Below are 16,601 nucleotides of genomic sequence, written 5' to 3' on the forward strand. Positions count from 1 at the left end.
TCACAGCCCCATCCGTCGCTTGGCGGCGGCCGGGCGCACATCCGCGAAGGACTGCACGACCCGGTCCACCATTCCGTACTCCCTGGCCTCCTCGGCCGTGAACCAGCGGTCGCGGTCGCCGTCCCGGGAGATGGTCTCGGCGCTCTGACCGGTGTGCTCGGCGGTGATCCGCTCCATGGTGCGCTTGGTGAACTCCAGGTTGTCCGCCTGGATCTCGATGTCGGCGGTGGTGCCGCCGATGCCCGCAGACGGCTGGTGCATCATGATCCGCGCGTTCGGCAGCGCGTAGCGCTTGCCCGCCGTGCCGACGCTCAGCAGGAACTGCCCCATGCTGGCGGCGAACCCCATGGCCAGCGTCGAGACGTCGTTGGGGATCAGCCGCATGGTGTCGTAGATGGCGAGCCCCGCATGCACGGAGCCGCCGGGACTGTTGACGTACAGGCTGATGTCGGTGCGCGGGTCCTGCGCGGACAGGATGAGCAACTGGGCGCAGACCCGGTTCGCGGAGACCTCGTCGACCTGCGTGCCCAGCAGCACGATCCGCTGGTCGAGCAACTGCTCGGCGAGCCGGTCGTCGAACCGGGTCGCGGGGGTGTCGCCCTCCTCGGCCCTGGGGGATGCGACCGGGGCCGGGCCGGTGAAGAGTGGAGACATCGGCGCTCCTTGTCGAGTCGTCACCAGTCCTGAACGGCTGGTGGGAGTGGTGCGCGGCCGGACGTGCCGCGATTCCTCCACTCTCGGCCCGCTGCGGGCCCCGCCGGGGGTTTCTCTGCCCGCGGCAGATTCGCCACCGGCAGAGCGATGAGTTCCGCGGCCCGCGCCGGTCGACAGTGGTGACCGTGTTCCGCCCCCAGGAGGTAGTCATGAGCACCGACGGATTCACCACGTGCCTGTGGTTCGACGGCGAGGCCGAGGACGCCGCCCACTTCTACGTCTCCGTCTTCAAGAACTCCGGCATCGGCGCCGTCGCCCGCTATCCCGAGGGAGCGCCCCAGCCGGCCGGCTCGGTGCTCACCGTGGAGTTCACGGCCAACGGGCAGAGGTTCGTCGCCCTCAACGGCGGCCCGCAGTTCAAGTTCAACGAGGCGGTCTCCTTCCAGATCACCTGCGCGGACCAGGACGAGGTCGACCACTACTGGACCGCGCTCACCGAGGGCGGCGGCGAGGGCGGCCCCTGCGGCTGGCTCAAGGACCGGTTCGGCGTGTCCTGGCAGGTCGTGCCGAGCCGGCTCGAGGAGATGTTCCGCGACCCCGATCCCGCCAGGGTGGCGCGCGCCAACAAGGCCATGATGTCGATGGGCAAGCTCGACATCGCCGAGCTGGAGCGGGCGTACGCCGGGGAGTGACCCGCACCCGCCGGGGAGCGACCCCCGCCCGACCCCCAACCGACCCGCACCCGACCCCCATCCACCCGCACGTTCGCACAGGAGGCGGCAGCCATGGCCGTGCCACCCGAAGGAGCCCCTTGCTGGGCCGACGCGATGTTCACCGACGTCGAGGGAGCCAAGCGCTTCTACGGCGACGTCCTGGGCTGGACCTTCGGCGAGTCGTCGTCGGAGTTCGGCAACTACACGCAGTGCTACGCCGACGGCAAGGCGGTGGCCGCCGTGGTCCCGCCCCCGCCCGGTCACGAGGACCAGTCGCAGTGGTGCCTCTACCTCGCCTCCCCGGACGCGGCGGCGGCCGCAGCCCGGATCCGCGAGGCCGGCGGCGAACTGCTCCTCGAGCCCATGCGGGTCGGCGACTTCGGCACCATGTGCCTGGCCCGCGACTCGAGCGGCGTCGTCTTCGGCGTCTGGCAGGGCGACCGGCACGAGGGCTTCGAGGCGACGGCCGTGCCCGGCGCCTACTGCTGGGCCGAGGTCTTCACCCGCGAGCCCGCGAAGTCGGACGCCTTCTTCCCGGCGGTCTTCTCCTACCGGGCCCGGCAGATGCAGGACGACCAGGTGGACTTCCGCCTCTTCGACCTCGGTGACGACCCCGTCCTGGGCCGCATGGCCATGACGGAGGACTTCCCGCCCGAGGTCCCGCCCCACATCAACGTCTACTTCACCGTCGAGGACTGCGACGACGCCGTGGCCCGCGCCACGAAACTGGGCGGCATCCTGCGGTTCGGTCCGGTCACGACCCCCTTCGGCCGGTTCGCGGCGCTGAGCGACCCGCAGGGCGCGGCCTTCTCGGTGATCGACGTCACGACCACCGAGGGGGAGATGCCCAAGGTCACGGACGCCTCCTGAACCCTGTCCGGACACCCCGCCGGACCATGGCATGATCGAGCGCATGCGTGAACGTGTAGTGGCCGCGTGCGACGGGGCTTCGAAGGGAAACCCGGGCCCGGCCGGCTGGGCCTGGGTGGTGGCCGACGCGTCGGAGACCCCGGTCCGCTGGGAGGCGGGCCCGCTCGGCAGGAACACCAACAACGTCGCCGAACTGACGGCGCTGGAACGCCTGCTGGCGTCGACCGACCCCGGCGTGCCGCTCGAGGTCCGCATGGACTCGCAGTACGCCATGAAGGCCGTCACCACCTGGCTGCCCGGCTGGAAGCGCAACGGCTGGAAGACCGCGGCCGGCAAGCCGGTCGCCAACCAGGAGCTGGTCGTGCGGATCGACGAGCTGCTCGACGGGCGCTCGGTCGAGTTCCGCTACGTACCCGCCCACCAGGTCGACGGCGACCGGCTCAACGACTTCGCCGACCGCGCCGCCAGCCAGGCGGCCGTCGTGCAGGAGGCCGCGGGCAGCGGTCTCGGCTCGCCGGAACCGCCGCCCGCACCGGACGTCCCCGCGGCCCGCAAGGCGCCGCGCCGGGGATCGTCCGGCACGGCCCGCAAGGGCGGCGGCTCCTCGGCCCGCACCATCAAGGCGAAGTTCCCCGGTCGCTGCCTGTGCGGCCGCTCGTACGCCGCCGGCGAGTCCATCGCCAAGAACGACCAGGGCTGGGGCCACCCGGAGTGCCGCACGGTGGCCGCCGGATAATCCGCGCCGTCCACGGCCGCGTGGCGCCGGCCCGCCACCTTCCCCTTGTTACCCTGCGGTCCCGAATGACCGTTATGAGTGCATACCAGGGGTGTGTGTGAAGGTCGCCTGCGTCGGCGGTGGACCCGCCGGACTGTATCTGTCGATCCTGCTGAAGCGGCAGGACCCGACCCACGACGTCACCGTGTACGAACGCGACCCGGAGGGGTCCACCTACGGCTGGGGCGTCACCTACTGGCGCGGACTGCTCGACCGGCTCCAGGAGCACGACCCCGACTCCGCCCGCGCCGTCGAGGAGCACTCCGTGCGCTGGCGCGACGGTGTCGCCCACGTCGGCGACCTCGCCACCCGGCACCACGGCGACGAGGGCTTCGGCATCGGCCGCCACCGCCTCCTCGCCCTCCTCGCCGCCCGCGCCCGCGAACTGGGCGTACACCTGGAGTACGAGCACCCGGTCACCGCCGCCGACCCGCCCGCCGCCGACCTCGTGGTGGCCGCCGACGGCGCGGGCAGCGCCCTGCGCGGCCACCACGCCGGCCACTTCGGCACCGAGATCACCGGCGGCCGCAACCACTACGTGTGGCTCGGCACCACCAAGGTCTTCGACGCCTTCACCTTCGCCTTCACCGAGACCGACCACGGCTGGATCTGGGCGTACGGCTACGGCTACGGCCCCGAGGGCAGCACCTGCGTCGTCGAGTGCGCCCCCGGGACCTGGACCGGCCTGGGCCTGGACCGCGCCGACGAGGCCGAGGGGCTCGTCCTGCTGGAGAAGCTCTTCGCCGACGTCCTGGACGGCCACCCCCTCACCGCGCGCTCCTCCGGCCGGGCCGGCACCGCCTGGCCCGTCTTCCGCACCGTCACCAACCGCACCTGGTCCCGCGGCAACCTCGTCCTGCTCGGCGACGCGGCCCACACCACGCACTACTCCGTCGGCGCCGGCACCACGCTCGCCCTGGAGGACGCCATGGCCCTGGCCACCGCACTGCGCGAGCCGGGCCTCCCCCTTCCGGGCGCCCTCGCCCACTACGAACGCGAACGCAGGACGGCCCTGCTGCCGGCGCAGAGCGCGGCCCGGCTCAGCGCCCAGTGGTACGAGAACCTGCCCCGCTACATCCGCCTGCCCCCGCAGCAGATGTTCGCCCTGCTCGGTCAGCGCCACTCGCCGCTGCTGCCGTATCTCCCGCCCCGCCTGTACTACCGGATCGACCGGGCGGCCGGCCGGCTCGAGACGCTGCGCCGGGTCAAGCGCCGCCTGGGACCGGTGGTCGCGCGCACGGTCCAGGCGCGCAGGCTCGCCACCGGCGACGGTCGAGCCGGCTCCGGGCGTCCCGACGCGATGCCCGCGCGCCGCGGATGACAGACTGACGCCATGGACGAGCGCACTTTCGGCAGGTCGGATCAGCACGCGTCGGTGGTCGGCCTCGGCACCTGGCAACTGGGCGCCGACTGGGGAGACGTCGACGACAAGGAAGCCCTCGCGGTACTGGAGGCGGCGGCCGAGTCGGGGGTGACCTTCTTCGACACGGCGGACGTCTACGGCGACGGGCGCAGCGAGCAGACCATCGCGACCTTCCTCGCGAGCAGGCCCGACCTGCACGTGCTGGTCGCCACCAAGATGGGCCGCCGGGTCGACCAGATCCCGCAGAACTACGTCCTGGACAACTTCCGGGAGTGGAACGACCGCTCCCGCCGCAACCTCGGCGTCGACCGGCTCGACCTGGTGCAGCTGCACTGCCCGCCGACGGCCGTCTACTCCAGCGACGAGGTGTTCGACGCCCTGGACACCCTCGTCGAGGAGGAGCGCGTCGCCGCGTACGGCCTCAGCGTCGAGACCTGCGAGGAGGCGCTGACCGCGATCGCCCGGCCGAACGTGGCGAGCGTCCAGATCATCCTCAACCCGTTCCGGATGAAGCCCCTGCGCGAGGTCCTGCCCGCCGCCCGCGAGGCCGGCGTCGGCATCATCGCCCGGGTGCCGCTGGCCTCCGGCCTGCTGACCGGCAAGTACACCAAGGACACGGTCTTCGCGGCCAACGACCACCGCAACTTCAACCGGCACGGCGAGGCCTTCGACCAGGGCGAGACCTTCTCCGGCGTCGACTACGCCACCGGTGTGGAGGCCGCCGCGGAGTTCGCCGCGCTCGCCCCCGAGGGATACACCCCGGCCCAGCTGGCGCTGCGCTGGATCGTCCAGCAGCCCGGTGTGACGAGCGTGATCCCGGGCGCCCGTTCGCCGGAGCAGGCCCGAGCCAACACGGACGCCGCCCGGCTGCCGGAGCTGTCCGACGCCACCCTCGCCGCGATCCGCGACCTCTACGAGCGGCGCGTCAAGGACCAGGTCGAGGGCCGCTGGTAGGCGGCCCCCGGGCGGTGCCGCACGGTCTCACGGCTCCAGGAGCAACTGCCGTTCCCGCTCCTGGTCGCCGGAGGCCGCTCCCTCGTCGCGCGCGGTGAAGGCACGGGACAGCGTCTCGCTCGCCGCCTCCACCGCCCGCGGTGTGCCCTGCACGGTGACCGTCACCGGCCCGGACAGCGCCCCGCCCGCTGCCGGGGCGGCGGCCCGCGGGGCGTCCGGGGAGTCGAAGGTCGCGGTGCGCACCGTCGCCCCCTCGTCCGCGGGCAGGTCGCCGGGGGTCCCGAAGACACCCTCCAGCGCGTGGACGATCGCCCGCGCGTCGTCGATGCCGCCGCCGTCGAGCGTCACGGTGAGCTGAGTGTCGGACATCCTTCGCCTTCCTTGCCGCGCCTGGGTGGGTCCCGGCCCGTGTAACCGCCCCCCGATCACCCAAACCGGGCGTCGCCGCCGGACCCGCGCCTGAGTACGGGGATCCCGGGAAGAGGGAAGGGGGACGCAGGCGACGGTCGACGGGAGGCAGACGTGACGCACTCGGACCCGGACCCGGACTCGGACTCGGGATCGGCTGAGGGACAGACCCGGCGCAGGGGGCGCAACGAGACCGAGGAGGAACGGGCCGACCGGATGTGGACGGAGCTGATCCAGGAGGTCCGCGTCGCGCAGATGGGCGTGCAGATCCTGTTCGGCTTCCTGCTCACCGTCGTGTTCCAGCCCAAGTACGACACCCTCTCGGACACCGACCGGACGATCTACCTGATCACTGTGGTCCTCGGGGCCGTGACGACCGGCGCCCTGATCGGACCGGTGTCCCTGCACCGCCTCGTCTCCGGGCGGCGGGTGAAACCCCAGGCGGTGCGATGGGCGTCCCGGCTGACGGTGCTCGGCCTGGTGCTGCTGCTCGCGACGACGGCCTGCTCGCTCCTGCTGATCCTGCGCGTCGCGACCCACGACGGCTTCGTGCCCTACCTCGTCACCGGAGTGGTGCTCTGGTACCTGCTGTGCTGGTTCGGGATCCCCCTGTGGACCCGGCACCGCCACACGGCCCGCTGAGGCACCGTGCCTCGGCGACCGGGCCCGGCGGTTCCTCAGCCCTCGGCGGTCAGCTCGGCGAGGAAGTCGTCGGCGCACACCTCTTCCTCGCCGGGCCGGACCACCGTGTACGTCTCGCGCAGAAACGCCTCGACGGCCGCGGCCCACACGAACACCACGGCGCGGTGGCGCTCCCCGTCGGCCCGGTCGTCGCCGAGCAGTTCGAGGCGCAGCTCGTCCCACATGCCCCGCGACTCGGGCCGCATCCGCACGTCGCCCACCCCGACCGGGCGGGTGAGGCCCTCACCGACCATCTCCCGGTCCAGTGCCCATTCGGCGAGCACCCGTCCGTCGTGGCTGAAGACCACGGTGAGGGCGAACGGGTCCGCCGCGTCGTAACCGAGGTGGGCGAGGACCGGGAACCGGTCGCCGGCGTCGCCCGTCCGCAGCTGCACGACCATGGTCTTGTGCACGACGGTGTTCACGAGAGCCTCCAGGGGGACGGACGTAAAGCCCTCTAGTACCCGCTTCACGGGCAAGATGCTCCGGCGTTCGAGTGATTCGCCCGCCCGCCGGTTTCAGTCGCGGCCGAACGCCTCGCGCAGCGCGGGCAGCAGGGTCCGCTCCGACCAGTCCAGGAAGGCGGGTTGGGACTCGCCGCCGATCTGCACCAGCGCGATCTCGGTGAACCCGGCCTCGACGTACGGGCGTACGGCCGCCACGAAGGCGTCGGGGTCGTCACCGCACGGGATGGAATCGGCGATGTCGTCGGGCGTCACGAACTGGGTGGCCGCGTCGAAGGAGTCCGGGTGCGGCAGCTCGGAGTTGACTTTCCAGCCGCTGCCGAACCAGCGGAACTGGGAGTGGGCCCGCTCGATCGCCGTGTCCCGGTCGGGATCGTAGGAGACGGGCAGCTGACCCACGCGCGGCTTGCCCTCGCCGCCGTGCCGGCCGAAGGACTCCAGCAGCCCCGCCTTCGGCTCGGTGGCGATCACGAGGTCGGCCAACTCGCCCGCCAGCTCGCAGGAGCGCTCCCCGGAGACGGCGATGCCGATGGGCGGCGGACTGTCCGGCAGGTCCCACAGGCGGGCCGACTCCACGTCGAAGTGCGTGCCGCGGTGGTTCACATGGCCGCCCCGGAACAGCGCCCGGATGATCTCCACGGCTTCCCGGAGCATCTCGTGCCGTACGTCGACCGAGGGCCAGCCGCCGCCCGTCACGTGCTCGTTGAGGTTCTCGCCGGAGCCGAGACCCAGCCGGAACCGGCCCTCCGACAGCAGCTGAAGCGTCGCCGCCTTCTGCGCCACCACCGCCGGGTGGTAGCGGAAGGTCGGACACGTCACGTAGGTCATCAGCGGGATGCGGGAGGTCGCCTGCGCCGCGGCGCCCAGCACGCTCCAGGCGTAGGGCGCGTGGCCCTGCGAGCGCAGCCAGGGGAAGTAGTGGTCCGAGGTCACCGAGAAGTCGAACCCCACCTCCTCGGCCCGCACCAGATGGCCGACGAGTTCCCGCGGGCCGGCCTGCTCGGTCATCATCGTGTACCCGATGTGTGCCATGGCGGCCGAGTCCCCGCCCGACCGGAGGGAAAACAGGGGGAAACGGGACGGAAGGGGTCACGCCGTGCCCTCCCGGAAGGTTCCGAGGAAGGCGGCGAGCGCCCGCTCGTTCGCGCTGTCGTCCCAGTCGCCGGCCGGCGTCGTCCAGCGCAGCGAGAAGCTGCGTCCCCCGCCGAGCAGGAAGCCGCGGCCGAAGGTGCGTACCCGGGCGCCGTCTCCCCGGGCCAGCCACTCCATGTCGGCCGCCTCGCGGCCCCGGTAGGTGGTGGCGCGGATGTCGCCGATCCGCCGGTAGCCGCCAAAGCGTTCGAGGCCCGGCTCGACGTCGTCGCGCCAGACGGCCACCGGGTCGTCGCCCGCGCGCCTGCTGTACGTGACGGCGAGGGTGCGCGGGTCGCCGGACGCGCCGAAGACCACCCGGTAGGCGCCGCCCGGCACCCGGGAGGTGTCCAACCGCCGCCAGCCCTCGGGAAGGGCGACGGAGAAGCCCTCCGGCGCCTCGTAGCGGCGGAACCCGGCCGGCGCTGAGGGGCCGGGTGAGGAGGGACCGGGCGCGGAGGGTGAGGCGCCGGCGCCCGGCCCGCCCGCGGGGGAGGAGGGGCCGGAGCCGGTGGGCGGGCCGACGGGTGCCGAGGTGCGCTGCCCGGCGCCCGCCTCGGCGCCGTCACCCGCACCTGGGCGCCCGTCGGTGAGGGCGAGGGCGGCGAGGACGGCGGCCGTCACCGCGACGACGGCCAGGGCCGTCCCGGCGACCACGGTCCGCCGCGACCGGCCGCGCCCCGTCCTCCGGGCGACCGCGTACCCACCGCCCGGCCCCGTCCGGGGCACCTCGTCCCCGGCCCCGTCGGGGTCCTCCGCCAGCGCCCGGGCGAGGGCCGCGCGCACCACGGGGCGGGTCAGCCGCTCCCGGGAGTTCTTGCGCAGCAGCCCCTGCACGACCCGGGTGAGCGGCCCGGCACGCACCGGCGTGCGCAGCGGCAGCCGGTCGACCCCCCTCAGCGTCGCCTCGGGCCGGCCCCGGTCACGGAACGGAGGACGGCCCTCGACCATCGTGTAGAGGATCGCGCCCAGCGTCCACAGGTCGGCCGCGGGACCGATCCGCTCGTCGCGGGCCTGCTCGGGCGAGGCGTACGCGGGTGCGGTCAGCCGGGGCGCGAGGGTGGCGCCCGCCAGCCCGAAGCCGGTGACGACGACGGAGCCCTCCTCGCGCACGAACACCTGCCCCGGGCTCAGCTCGCCGTGCGTCACGCCGTGCGCGTGCGCCGTCTCCAGCACCGCGAGCAGCTCCAGCCCGACGCGTGCGGCCCGGGCGTGGCCGAACGCCCCCCGGCGGTCGAGGAGGTCGCCGAGCGGAACACCGGCGACCCATTCGGACACCGTCCACAGCGTGCCGTCCACGACCACCGCGTCCGAGACCGCGGCGATCCGCCCGGGACACAGCGACGCCATGGCCTCACCGGTGCGGATCACCCGGCCCGGAGCCCGGTGGCCGGTCTCGCCGGCCCGGTCCTGCGGCAGTGCGATCTGCGTGACCAGGCACGGACGGCCGGTCGTGGCGTCCTCCCCGGACCAGCACACACGGTTCGTCTCGCGCTGGACGACCTCGAGCAGGCGGTAGCGTCCGGCGACCAGCTCGTGTGGGGAGACGTGCGCCCTGCCCATGGCCATCCCTCGTTCGCACCGCCGGCTCTCGGCTTGACCAGAGGTACGTCGAGGGGACCGGGGTGCGTTCAGCCCCGGCGCCCGACCGGTCCCTTTCTGACCCTTCTTCAAAAAGCCGGGCTCGGCGCCGTCCCGTACGTCAGCGCAGTCCGAAGCGGTCCGCCCACACCGTCATGTCGGCCACCGTCGTGTTGCCGCCGCACACCACGAGCCCGATCCGGGCGTCGTCGCCGACCCGTTCCACCACCCGCCGGGCCGCCGGCAGCAGACAGCCGGCGGCCGGTTCGGTCCACACCTTGGCGTGCTCGGCGAACGCCAGCGAACCCCGGACCGCCTCCCGGTCCGGCACCACGAGCACCTCGGTGACGAGCTCCGCGACATGGTCGTACGTCAGCCGCGAGACGGACGGCGCGCTCAGCGTGGTGACGACCGACGACAGCGGCACCGCGAGCGGTCCGCCCTCCGCCAGCGCCCGTGACATGGCCTCGGCGCCCTCGGTCTCCACGCCCCAGACCCGCACCCCGGGCCGCAGCGCCCGCAGCGCCGCCGCCACGCCCGCGATCAGCCCGCCGCCCCCGATGCTCACCAGCACGTCGGTGAGGTCCGGGGCGTCCTCGGCGAACTCCAGTCCCACGGTGCCCTGGCCCGCGACCACCACGGGGTCGTCGAAGGGATGGACCAGGGTCAGCCCCTCCTCCCGGAGCCGGGTGACGAGCGCGAAGGCACTGTCCATGCCGTCGGTGAGCCGCACGACGGCGCCCGCCTCCTCGGCGATCTCCACCGAACGGGCCGGCGCCGTACGCGGCATGACCACCGTGGCCTTCACGTCCAGGGCCGCGGCCATCACCGCCACCGCGATGCCGTGGTTGCCGCCGCTGACCGCGACGGCACCGGCGGCCCGCTCGGCGTCGGTCAGCGACAGCAGCTTCGCCGTCGCGCCGCGCGCCTTGAACGAACCGGTGCGCTGGAGCAGCTCCAGCTTCGCGGTGACCGGGACACCGAGCAGCGCGGACAGCCCCGGGCTCGGCACGGTCGGGGTGCGTACGACGTGTCCGGCGATCCGCTCGGCCGCGGCTTCGATCTCCGTGATCGCGATCAAGGCAGTCTTCCTTCCGGCGCGGGCGGTGATCCGCGCCCGTACGCAGCCTTTCGCGCGAGCTCCCCAAGGTCAACAAGTCGCCTGCGCGGGGCCGGCTCAGTGCTGCTGCGTCTTCTGCGGCGCCGCCTCGCTCGGCCGTACGACGACGAAGCCCTCGCCCTGGAGCACCAGCTGGACCGCCTCGCCCGAACCGCCGCGCAGCATCGAGCCGATGGACTGCGAACGGTGCAGGGACGTCGCCAGCCCCGCGGACCAGCCGACGACCGCGTCCGTGTCCACGTACACCGGGTACTGGTGCGAGACCGGAATGACCAGCGGGTTGCCCTCGCACACCAGGCCCAGCCTGCCGTGCCCGGTGAAGACGCTGTTGAACAGTCCGCCGCCGGCGATGCCCGCGCCCTTCACGGTGGCGATGCGGTACGACAACGACGCGTCGAAGCACAGGACGTTGCGGCCGTTGACCGTGAACTCGTCGCCGGGCTCGACCTCGACGACGAAGCAGTTCTGCGCCTCGTTCGCGAACCAGGCCTCGCCCTGTCCGCGCACCGCCATCAGCGGCAGTCCCTCCCCGGTGACCGCGCGTTTGAGCATGCCGCCCACGCCCTGGCCCTTGCGCTCGAACTGCAGACTGCCCCGGTAGGCGATCATCGCGCCCTGTCTGGCGAGCATCTCGCCGTTCACCGCGTACCGGATGCACTTGGCGTTCTCGACGGTCATGCCCGGCGCCGTGGCGGGGCGCACCATGTGCTCGCTGGAAAAGAGGTCACCCTTCATGACGGCATCGTGGCCCGGAGCGTTCCGTTCCGCCAAGATCCGGCGCGGCCGGGCTACGACGAGCTGTGCTCCGGTGCGACCAGCCCCTGCCGGTGGGCGACCGCCACCGCCTCCGTGCGGCTCGCCGCGTTGAGCTTGGCGAGGATGTTGGACACGTGGACGCTCGCCGTCTTGGCGCTGATGAACAGCTCCTCGCCGATCCGCCGGTTGCTGTGGCCCAGGGCGAGCAGCCGCAGGACGTCCTGCTCGCGGGCGGTCAGCACGGCGGCGCCCGGACCGGCCGGAGCCGTGCCCGTGAGGCGGCCGCGGCGGACGAGGTCGTCGAGCCGCTCGCGCAGCACCGTGGCGCCGAGCCGGTCGGCCTCCCCGCGTACCGCGTCCGCCTCGGCGGCCGCGTCCTCGCGGCGGTCGGCGGCCAGCAGGGCCTCGGCCAGCCGCAGCCGGCACCGCGCCCGTTCGTAGGCGTCGCCGTACGTGAAGGCGGCCACCGCCCTCTCCCAGGCCGCCGGGTCCGGGACCGGGCCGGCGACCCGGGACCACTCGGCCTCCGCGCGCGCCAGCCACGCCCGGCCCTCCGGGCCCTGCGGGGCGTCGTCGTAGCCGTGCGCGGCGGACCAGCGGGCGTCGGCCAGCAGTTCGGCCGCCGTGTCCGTCCAGCGGGCCACTCCCGCGGCGTCCGAGGCGCGGCGCGACTCGGTCACGGTGTCGGCGACCGCGGACAGCGCGAGGGTGGCCAGCCGGAGGGTCACGGTGGGCCGCGTGCCCGCCTCGGTGAGCGCCTCCACGCTGGACCGCATCCACCGCACGGCGTCCTCCGCGTCCCCGCGCAGCGCCGCCGCGTCGGTCAGCACCACGGCCGCGACCATCCGCGCCATCCAGTCGAACGGCCCCTCCAGCAGGGCCGCGGCCCGGTCGGCCACGCCGGAGTCGCCGCGCGCCAGCGCCACGTACAGCCCGGGCCCGAGGGCGTGGCCCTCCACGACCGTCACCTCCCCGGCGTCCTCGGCGGACTCCCGCAGCACCTCGTCCCAGTGGCCCAGCGTGTACCGCACCAGCAGCCGCAGATACCGCATCTCCCGCGGGTACGGCGAGGACAGCAGCCCGGCGCGGCGGGCCCGGTCCAGTCCCTCCGACGCCCAGGGCAGGCAGTCCTCCAGGTCGCCGGACTCGAAGCAGCCGATGGCGAGGTTGAACAGCGCCCGCAGCTCCACGGGCGCGTTGCCCGCCCGCCGCGCCAGCTCGCGCGCCTCGAGGAGCCGCTCCCGGCCCGCCGTGGTGGAGCGGTTGTGGCCCTCCAGGCTCGTCAGGGAGATCAGCAGATCGGCGCGGGCGTCGGTGACCTCCAGCTCCTCGGCGACCCGCAGCGCCCGGCGGGCCACCCGCAGCGCCGTCTCGTTCTCCCCGACCTGGCGGGCCGTCGTCACATGCGTGGCCGCCGCCCACACCCACGTCGACGAGGGCGGCTCGGCGGGGATCAGGGCCAGCGCCGCACTGCTGTGGGCGTACGCGGCCTCCAGGTCGTCGACGCTCAGGAGGTTGCCGGCGAGGGTGTAGCGGACGCGGGCGGCCAGCTCCAGGTCGGCGTCCTGGCCGAGGCCGGCCAGCGCGGACCGGGTGAGGGAGACCGCGCGGTGCAGCTCACCGGCGTGCACGGCGGCCGCCGAGGCACGCAGCGTGAGCGTCACCGCGTGCGGGCCCGCGGGGCGCGCGGACGCGTCGACCGCCGTCCACAGGTCCAGGGCGGCCTCGACGTGCCGCAGTTCCTCGGCGGGCGCGCCGACCCGCTGGGCGTGGTCGGCGGCCTCCAGGGAGGCGGCGAGCGCCTCGGGCAGGTCGTGGCTCTCGCGGTAGTGGTGCGCGCGCTCGGCCGCGCTGTCGGAGCGGCGGTCGGGACCGGCGAGCAGCCGCGCGAACGCGCCGTGCAGCCGGGCCCGTTCACCCGGCAGCAGATCGGCGTAGACCGCCTCCCGGGCGAGCGCGTGCCGGAAGGAGTAGGTGTCCCCGTCGGCGGAGACCAGCAACTGCCGCTCCACCGCCTCGCGCAGCGCCGACTCCAGCTCTTCCTCGGGCAGCCCGACGGCGTCCCGCAGCAGGCCGTGTCCCACGCGGCGCCCGGCGACGGCGGCGGTGCGCAGCACCTGCTGGGCGGTCTCGGAGAGCTGCTCGAACCGGATGAGCAGCACGTCGGCCAGCCCGCTGGGCACGCCCCCGGCGGGCGCGTCCGTGGCCGCGACCAGTTCCTCGGCGTAGAAGGCGTTGCCCTCGGCCCGCTCCACGATCCGGTGCACGGTGGTGTCGGGCAGCGGCCGCCGACGCAGCGAGCGCACCAGCCGGGCCACGTCGGCGTCCGGCAGCGGCCGCAGCTCCAGCCGCTCCACACCGGGCAGCCGCACCAGCTCGGCCAGCAGCGGGCGCAGCGGATGGCGGCGGTGCAGGTCGTCCGCCCGGTACGAGGCGAACAGCGCGAGCCGGTGGCCGGGCGTCCCGCCCGCCGGCCGTTGCAGGACGCCCCGGCTGAGCAGGAACCTCAGCAGGTCCCGGGAGGACTGGTCGGCCCAGTGCAGGTCCTCCAGGACCAGCAGCAGCGGCGCGACGTCCGCCAGCTCGGTCAGGAGCGCGGCCACGCCCTCGAAGAGCCTGAGGCGCGAGGGCGCGGCGTCGGTCCCGTCGTCCGGGCCGCCGCCGAGGAGCCGGTCGGCCACCGGATGCCCGGCCAGCACGGCGGCGAACCGCTCGTCGGCGGCCAGCACGCCCAGGATCTCGGTGAACGGCAGATACGGCAGGCCCACGTCGCCCAGGTCCACGCAGTGCCCCGTGAGCACGGTCGTCCCGGCCGCGGCGGCCCGTCCGGCGACCTCGTCCAGGGTCCGGGTCTTGCCGACGCCCGCATCCCCGGCGACGAGCACCGCACGGGCCTCGCCGGCGCGGGCGCGCTCCAGTACGCCGGTGAGACGCGCGAGTTCGTCCTCGCGGCCGACGAGCGGGCTGGTGAGTGAGGTCTGCGGCACGCCGCCCATCCTGACACGCGGGCCGGACCACGGGCCTCCCGGTTTCGGGGCCCCTCCGCGGACCGCTCCGCGGGGCGTACGGCGGTGACGCCGGGCCGGGGAAGTCCGCGCATCCTCCGGGGCCGCCCGGCCGGTCCGGGCCGAGGGGCGCGTTCCCGCCGGGACGTGCGGCGGTCGCCCGGTGCCGGACCGGTCGGTGCACCCTGCGCGGTGGCGGTTCGGCCGGGTGTCCGGACGGCGTGGTGCGCGGGGGGCGGTCGGGGCCGGCCCTCGGGCAGGGCGGCGCCGTGGCCGGGTCAGCGGTGGAGGGTCGCCGCCCAGTTCGCCGGGACCCGGCCCGCCGGGCCCGGTGCCGGCTGGTCGTCCGGGTGGCTGCCCGGCGGAGCGAGGTCCGGGCCCGACGCGCGGACCTCGTTGGTCGCGTAGTCCCAGTACCAGTCCTCGCCCGGTTCGAAGCTCTGCACCATCGGGTGCCCGGTGGACCGGTAGTGCCCGGTCGCGTGCTGTCCGGGGGAGCTGTCGCAGCACCCGACGTGGCCGCAGCTCGCGCAGCGGCGCAGGTGGAACCACCAGCCGCCGGCCGCGTCGCACTCGGCGCAGCCGCTGCCGCTCGGCGGGACGGTGGGATCGATTCCGGTGTCGCTGGTCATACCGGCTCCTCGGTCGGATCGGTGAGGTCGGTCGGGTCGGACGGGTCGGTCGCCTCTCCGGGTTCGGCGGTGTCGGATTCCGTGGCGGTGAGCGGGAGGAGCACCTGGAAACGGGTGTCGCCCGGCTCGGACTCGACGTGGAGGCCGCCGTGGTGCTTGTCGACCACGATCCGCCAGGAGATGTCCAGGCCGAGCCCGGTGCCCTCGCCCACCGGCTTGGTGGTGAAGAACGGGTCGAAGATGCGCTCCCGGATCTCCGGGGCGATCCCGGTGCCGGTGTCGCGGAACTCCACCAGCAGCCGGTCGTGGTGCAGCGCCGTCCGCACGGTCAGCGTCCCCTCGCCGCCCGCGTCGTTCACCGCGGCGACGGCGTTGTCGATGAGATTGGTCCACACCTGGTTCAGCTCCGCCGGGTACGCCGGGATCCCGGGCACCGTACGGTCGTACTCCTTGACGACCTCGATCCGCGGGCCGATCTTGCCGGAGAGCATCAGCAGGGTGCTGTCGAGCAGCTCGTGCACGTCGACCGTCCGGTAGGGCGCCCGGTCGAGCTGCGCGTACTGCTTGGCCGCGTCCACCAGGTGGGAGATGCGGGCGGTGGAGTCCGCGATCTCGTTCATCAGCAGCTCGGTCTCGACCGTGTAGTTGAGCCAGCCGACCGCTCCCGGCAGGATCTCCGCGTCCACGGCCGCCGCGACCTGCTCCAGCCACCCGGTGTCGAGACCGGCCTGCACGAAGGTCGGCGCGAGCTGCCAGCCGTGCTCGATGCCGTGGTCGGCCAGCCAGTCGCCGAGTTCGTCCTCCCGGTCGGCGGCCTCCAGCGGACTGAGCGAGGGGGCCTTGGCGACCCGCTCCGCCGTGCGCTCCTGTATCTCGATGAGCCCCGCCAGCGCGTCGCGGGAGAACGGGCCCTCGGCAATCACGGCGAGCTTGTGCCGCATCTTCGCCACCCGCTCCCGCAGCGTCGAGGTGGCCCGCACCGCGGCCGCCGCCGGGTTGTTCAGCTCGTGCGTGAGACCGGCGGACAGCGACCCCAGCGCCAGCAGCCGTTCGCGCTGGCCGATGGTGCGCTGGGTGTTCTTGGAGCCGAAGAACAGCCCCTCCAGCAGGTGCACCGCCATCGGGAACCACTCCCGCATCACGGCCGCGAAGGTGTCGGCCGGGAGCACGAAGAACCGCGTCGGCCCGGTGACCCGCATGGAGTTGTTGTAGACCTGCGGCACCCGGTCGCCGACGTAGGCCTGCATCGCGCCCGCGTACACCCCGGGCTGCGAGGTGCGGTTGGTCTCCACGTCGTCCCCGCCGACCCGGCGGGTCAGCACGACCGTGCCCTCGAGCATCACGTAGAAGCAGGTGGCGTCCTCACCCTCGGCGTACACCGGGCCGGGTTCGAACAGCTCCACCCGGCCCTCGGCGCACAGCCGGCCCAGCTGCTCCGGCGTGAGCTTCTCGAACAGGAACAGCTTCCCGATCTCCTCGGGGCTGCACGGCATC

At 73.9% G+C, this 16,601-nt stretch carries 16 protein-coding genes; 6 read left to right on the plus strand and 10 right to left on the minus strand.

The genetic code is table 11. The features are described 5' to 3' along the window. The gene (locus OHA99_RS33880; protein ID WP_405698641.1) at positions 1-654 is read right to left on the minus strand and encodes an ATP-dependent Clp protease proteolytic subunit; all 654 of its coding nucleotides are present in this window, start codon (positions 652-654) and stop codon (positions 1-3) included. Positions 655-863: 209 nt separating this feature from the next. On the opposite strand from OHA99_RS33880, the gene OHA99_RS33885 reads away from it, so the two are divergent. The 5 genes from OHA99_RS33885 to OHA99_RS33905 all read left to right on the plus strand — a co-directional run bounded on the left by OHA99_RS33885 (position 864) and on the right by OHA99_RS33905 (position 5,329). Beyond that, positions 864-1,346: a VOC family protein gene (locus tag OHA99_RS33885; RefSeq protein ID WP_381550806.1), complete on the plus strand. Its 483-nt coding sequence runs from the start codon at positions 864-866 to the stop codon at positions 1,344-1,346. A gap of 93 nt (positions 1,347-1,439) precedes the next feature. Continuing rightward, complete coding sequence (locus OHA99_RS33890; RefSeq protein WP_405698643.1) at positions 1,440-2,237, plus strand: VOC family protein; 798 nt, start codon at positions 1,440-1,442, stop codon at positions 2,235-2,237. Between the two features lie 31 nt (positions 2,238-2,268). After that, positions 2,269-2,973, plus strand: coding sequence for a ribonuclease H (locus OHA99_RS33895; protein ID WP_153181248.1), 705 nt, complete (start codon positions 2,269-2,271; stop codon positions 2,971-2,973). Positions 2,974-3,070: 97 nt separating this feature from the next. Next, positions 3,071-4,333, plus strand: coding sequence for an FAD-dependent monooxygenase (locus OHA99_RS33900; RefSeq protein ID WP_405698644.1), 1,263 nt, complete (start codon positions 3,071-3,073; stop codon positions 4,331-4,333). 12 nt (positions 4,334-4,345) lie between these two features. Beyond that, positions 4,346-5,329 carry an aldo/keto reductase gene (locus OHA99_RS33905; RefSeq protein WP_153181250.1) on the plus strand — a complete coding sequence of 328 codons (984 nt, stop codon included), beginning with the start codon at positions 4,346-4,348 and terminating at the stop codon, positions 5,327-5,329. A 27-nt stretch (positions 5,330-5,356) separates the two neighbouring features. On the opposite strand, the gene OHA99_RS33910 is transcribed toward OHA99_RS33905, so the two are convergent. After that, positions 5,357-5,698 carry a hypothetical protein gene (locus OHA99_RS33910; RefSeq protein WP_153181251.1) on the minus strand — a complete coding sequence of 114 codons (342 nt, stop codon included), beginning with the start codon at positions 5,696-5,698 and terminating at the stop codon, positions 5,357-5,359. 255 nt (positions 5,699-5,953) lie between these two features. On the opposite strand from OHA99_RS33910, the gene OHA99_RS33915 reads away from it, so the two are divergent. Further along, the gene (locus OHA99_RS33915; protein WP_381499596.1) at positions 5,954-6,379 is read left to right on the plus strand and encodes a DUF6328 family protein; all 426 of its coding nucleotides are present in this window, start codon (positions 5,954-5,956) and stop codon (positions 6,377-6,379) included. Between the two features lie 35 nt (positions 6,380-6,414). On the opposite strand, the gene OHA99_RS33920 is transcribed toward OHA99_RS33915, so the two are convergent. The 8 genes from OHA99_RS33920 to OHA99_RS33955 form a co-directional block, all read right to left on the minus strand. Next, positions 6,415-6,843, minus strand: coding sequence for an SsgA family sporulation/cell division regulator (locus tag OHA99_RS33920; protein ID WP_153182105.1), 429 nt, complete (start codon positions 6,841-6,843; stop codon positions 6,415-6,417). 93 nt (positions 6,844-6,936) lie between these two features. Next, entirely contained in the window at positions 6,937-7,914 is a 978-nt protein-coding gene (locus OHA99_RS33925) for an LLM class F420-dependent oxidoreductase (RefSeq protein WP_405698647.1), read from the minus strand. A 57-nt stretch (positions 7,915-7,971) separates the two neighbouring features. Then, positions 7,972-9,582 carry a serine/threonine-protein kinase gene (locus OHA99_RS33930; RefSeq protein ID WP_405698649.1) on the minus strand — a complete coding sequence of 537 codons (1,611 nt, stop codon included), beginning with the start codon at positions 9,580-9,582 and terminating at the stop codon, positions 7,972-7,974. A 133-nt stretch (positions 9,583-9,715) separates the two neighbouring features. Then, positions 9,716-10,675, minus strand: a complete 960-nt coding sequence (locus tag OHA99_RS33935) for a threonine/serine dehydratase (protein WP_153181255.1) — start codon at positions 10,673-10,675, stop codon at positions 9,716-9,718. Between the two features lie 96 nt (positions 10,676-10,771). Further along, positions 10,772-11,449: an AIM24 family protein gene (locus tag OHA99_RS33940; RefSeq protein WP_153181256.1), complete on the minus strand. Its 678-nt coding sequence runs from the start codon at positions 11,447-11,449 to the stop codon at positions 10,772-10,774. A 53-nt stretch (positions 11,450-11,502) separates the two neighbouring features. Further along, positions 11,503-14,466: a helix-turn-helix transcriptional regulator gene (locus tag OHA99_RS33945; RefSeq protein WP_153181257.1), complete on the minus strand. Its 2,964-nt coding sequence runs from the start codon at positions 14,464-14,466 to the stop codon at positions 11,503-11,505. 287 nt (positions 14,467-14,753) lie between these two features. Further along, complete coding sequence (locus tag OHA99_RS33950; RefSeq protein ID WP_153181258.1) at positions 14,754-15,107, minus strand: UBP-type zinc finger domain-containing protein; 354 nt, start codon at positions 15,105-15,107, stop codon at positions 14,754-14,756. Continuing rightward, complete coding sequence (locus OHA99_RS33955; RefSeq protein ID WP_194280352.1) at positions 15,104-16,600, minus strand: ATP-binding protein; 1,497 nt, start codon at positions 16,598-16,600, stop codon at positions 15,104-15,106. The genes OHA99_RS33950 and OHA99_RS33955 overlap by 4 nt, the downstream gene beginning before the upstream one ends. Position 16,601: the final 1 nt, after the last annotated feature.

The organism is Streptomyces coelicoflavus, from assembly GCF_045041415.1.
GTDB lineage: Bacteria > Actinomycetota > Actinomycetes > Streptomycetales > Streptomycetaceae > Streptomyces > Streptomyces coelicoflavus.

Excerpts from the sequence above, each read along its gene's own strand:
- OHA99_RS33880 (WP_405698641.1), bottom strand. The coding sequence starts at position 654 with ATGTCTCCACTCTTCACCGGCCCGGCCCCGGTCGCATCCCCCAGGGCC.
- OHA99_RS33885 (WP_381550806.1), top strand. The coding sequence starts at position 864 with ATGAGCACCGACGGATTCACCACGTGCCTGTGGTTCGACGGCGAGGCC.
- OHA99_RS33890 (WP_405698643.1), top strand. The coding sequence starts at position 1,440 with ATGGCCGTGCCACCCGAAGGAGCCCCTTGCTGGGCCGACGCGATGTTC.
- OHA99_RS33895 (WP_153181248.1), top strand. The coding sequence starts at position 2,269 with ATGATCGAGCGCATGCGTGAACGTGTAGTGGCCGCGTGCGACGGGGCT.
- OHA99_RS33905 (WP_153181250.1), top strand. The coding sequence starts at position 4,346 with ATGGACGAGCGCACTTTCGGCAGGTCGGATCAGCACGCGTCGGTGGTC.
- OHA99_RS33910 (WP_153181251.1), bottom strand. The coding sequence starts at position 5,698 with ATGTCCGACACTCAGCTCACCGTGACGCTCGACGGCGGCGGCATCGAC.
- OHA99_RS33915 (WP_381499596.1), top strand. The coding sequence starts at position 5,954 with ATGTGGACGGAGCTGATCCAGGAGGTCCGCGTCGCGCAGATGGGCGTG.
- OHA99_RS33925 (WP_405698647.1), bottom strand. The coding sequence starts at position 7,914 with ATGGCACACATCGGGTACACGATGATGACCGAGCAGGCCGGCCCGCGG.
- OHA99_RS33930 (WP_405698649.1), bottom strand. The coding sequence starts at position 9,582 with ATGGCCATGGGCAGGGCGCACGTCTCCCCACACGAGCTGGTCGCCGGA.
- OHA99_RS33940 (WP_153181256.1), bottom strand. The coding sequence starts at position 11,449 with ATGAAGGGTGACCTCTTTTCCAGCGAGCACATGGTGCGCCCCGCCACG.
- OHA99_RS33945 (WP_153181257.1), bottom strand. The coding sequence starts at position 14,466 with ATGGGCGGCGTGCCGCAGACCTCACTCACCAGCCCGCTCGTCGGCCGC.
- OHA99_RS33950 (WP_153181258.1), bottom strand. The coding sequence starts at position 15,107 with ATGACCAGCGACACCGGAATCGATCCCACCGTCCCGCCGAGCGGCAGC.
- OHA99_RS33955 (WP_194280352.1), bottom strand. The coding sequence starts at position 16,600 with ATGCCGTGCAGCCCCGAGGAGATCGGGAAGCTGTTCCTGTTCGAGAAG.